The sequence below is a fragment of the Candidatus Hydrogenedentota bacterium genome (genome assembly GCA_018005585.1).
GTDB lineage: Bacteria > Hydrogenedentota > Hydrogenedentia > Hydrogenedentales > JAGMZX01 > JAGMZX01.
Window position 1 is genome coordinate 1 of the sequence record JAGMZX010000023.1, and the last position, 2,954, is coordinate 2,954.

Consider the following 2,954-nt stretch of genomic DNA (forward strand, 5'->3'; position numbering starts at 1 on the left):
GACCCACGTAGTGGTACCTTTTCATTGGAGGCCTCCTCTTGTTGTGGAGCGAATGCTGTTTTCTCCAAGACCATTCTATCCCCAGGGAGGCTTCCCTGATTCAAACCCACCTTATACATTCAAACAGGCACGTCTCCCCCGCGAAGCGCGGGGTCGCTTGTGCCAGTCCCCTGGAAGGCTTGCACCTGCCATTCCAGCGATTACGCGCCGCGGGACTGGGCGATCAGCATTACCGAACTGCTTCGGGTGATCCAATTCTACAACGCGGGCGCCTACCACCGCTGCGACCACGGCGAAGACGGCTTCTGCCCCGGTGTGGCATGGGCAAGCACCACAGAGGCGCAGGGGACACGGAGAGGGGGCGCGGAGGCGGATATCCCGCGAGACATTGGCCGAAGCGCGGGGTCGCTTGTGCCGGTCCCCTGACAGGAGAAGGCAGCGAACACGGGCGGGACGCCCGCGCCAATGTACAGAAACGCGGCAAGTCTTTGATTCCACGCGTTTTCCGTGTTAGGCTACCGGCTGGAAGCGGAAAGGTGGCAGTGTAGCGCCGTTTTCCCCGGGGTCTGCGGGGCTGCGGGTGCGTCTGCGCCAGGACTGGCGGTGTTTTCCTTATGGTTCAACACCGCCGGGGTGGCGTTTTTCGCCCTGCGGGACATATCCGCGAGGTTTGCATGTACGAAGTATTCTACGGTCTTCGAGAAAAGCCCTTTAACCTGACGCCGGATCCGAAGTTTCTGTATCTGAGCGACAAGCACAAGGAGGCTTTCGCGCACCTGCTCTACGGCATCAAGAACCACAGCGGGTTCGTGATGCTGACGGGCGAGATCGGCACAGGCAAGACGACTATCTGCCGCAATCTGTTGAATCAACTCGACCCTGAGACAGACATCGCCTTCATCTTCAACCCCGCGTTGAGCGCTATCGAACTGCTGAAAAAGATCAACGGGGAGTTCGGCATCGACTGCGCCGCGGATACGGCGCTGGAACTGGTGGACACGCTGAACCAATACCTGCTCGATGCCGCGGCGCGGGGCCGCAACTGCGTGCTCGTCATTGACGAGGCGCAAAACCTGACGCCGCCGGTGCTCGAACAGATCCGGCTCCTGTCCAACCTCGAAACCGAGAAGGACAAGCTGCTTCAGATTATTCTGATCGGCCAGCCGGAACTGGCCGAAGTGCTCGCGCTGAAGGAGCTGCGCCAGCTCAATCAGCGGATTACGGCGCGTTACCACTTGAAGCCGCTCACGGAAACGGAGACGCTGCAATACATCGCGTACCGGCTGCACGTGGCGGGCGGGCGCCGCAAAGTCCAGTTTGACCGCAAGGCGGTGCGCGCAATCTACAAGTTCTCGCGCGGGGTTCCGCGCGTGATCAACGCCGTATGCGACCGGGCGCTGCTCGTGGGCTACACGAAAGAGGTTCGCACCATCACCGCCGCCATCGTGCGCGCCGCCGCGCGGGAAATCCACGGCGAGCGGGTGCGGAGCCGGCGCAGCGTCTTCTCGCAGTTCCTGCGGCGGCTCGTGCCGAGCCCGGCGCTGCTCGTGGCGGCTGTGGTTCTCGTCGGACTCATCTTCTACGGGATTGTGCGGCCCCTGGAGAACCTGCTGGAGGAAGTCACGACGCAGAATACGCGCCCCGCGCCCGCGCTGACCCCTTCGCCCCCGCGGCCTTCCACGCTCGAAACGGCGAACGCATCGGCCCCATCCACCGCGCCGGAAGCGGCCGCCGCGCAGACATCCGGCCGCAGCGATTTCATAACAGCTATGCTCCATGTGGAGCCCGCAACGGCATTACAGGCCGCCTCCGGCGCGCTGCTGTCGGCGTGGAAACTCGACCCGTCCGCCGCGCCGCCCGAGGATTCCAGCATACAAGCGCTGACGGGATTCGCGGCGCGCAACAACCTGTCGTACGAGGTGCTCCGCCCGGCGCTGGAACAATTGCTCGCCGTGAACCTTCCCGCGTTCGTGAAAATGCGCATGGGCACGAAGGACCTGTGGATTGCGCTGGCGGGTGTCGACGGCGAAGAGTTGCGCGTAACCGCAGCGCCCGAAGAGACCGTGCTGGCGGCGCGTCAGGAATTCCTGGCCTACTACGCGGGGGAAGCGGTCGTTGTCTGGCGGGACCCGAATCCGGCCGCGCAGGTGTTGTTGCCGAACACGGCCGGCGAGCCCGTGGCCCGGCTCAAGGAAGCGCTGCGGCGCACGGGCCGCTTGTCGCCGGAAAACACCACCGCCGCGTACGACGCGGAAACCGCCGCCGCGGTCAGCCGGCTCCAGGCCGACACAGGCTTGCTGGTCGACGGGCGCGCGGGCAAGCAGGTGCGCATGGTGTTGACCAGTTGGCTCCCGGAAACGCCCACGCCCGCGCTGCGCCCGCTTGACGTGCCGGTGCCGGAACCCCATGTGCAGCAGGCCGCGACTGTCGCGCCGCAGGCAGCGGACGCCGCACCCACCGCGGAGCCAGAGACTCCGGCGGCCCCTGAGGTTGCGGCTGAACCGGCGGCGGAAACGCCGCCGCCCGCGGCTGCCCCGCCGGACGACGCAGTCTTGGAAACGGCCCCGTCGCCGTCGCCGCCCGAACCGGCGCCTGCCTCGTTGCCCGAGGACAAGCCCATGGCGGGAACACCTCCTGCAGCGCCCGCGGAAACCCCTGACGCCGCGCCTGCGCCGTCTGCGGAAATACCCGCGCCCGCGGAGATCCCGGACGCCGTGCCTGCGCCGTCAGCGGAAACACCCGCGCCCGCGGAAATCGCGGACGCCGTGCCTGCGCCGTCAGCGGAAATACCCGCGCCCGCGGAGATCCCGGACGCCGTGCCCGCGCCGTCAGCGGAAACACCCGCGCAGTTCGAGACGCCGGGCACCGCGCCCACGCCGCCCGCAGCACCGCCCGAACCACCGCCCGCGCCACCGCCCCCGGACCGCGCACAGATGATTGTCATGGAAGAACTG

At 66.5% G+C, this 2,954-nt stretch carries 1 protein-coding gene; it reads left to right on the plus strand.

What is annotated here, in order from left to right:
* Positions 1 to 674 precede the first annotated feature (674 nt).
* Positions 675 to 2,954, plus strand: a 2,280-nt coding sequence (locus KA184_05875) for an AAA family ATPase (protein MBP8129091.1), incomplete at its 3' end; no start/stop codon positions are given.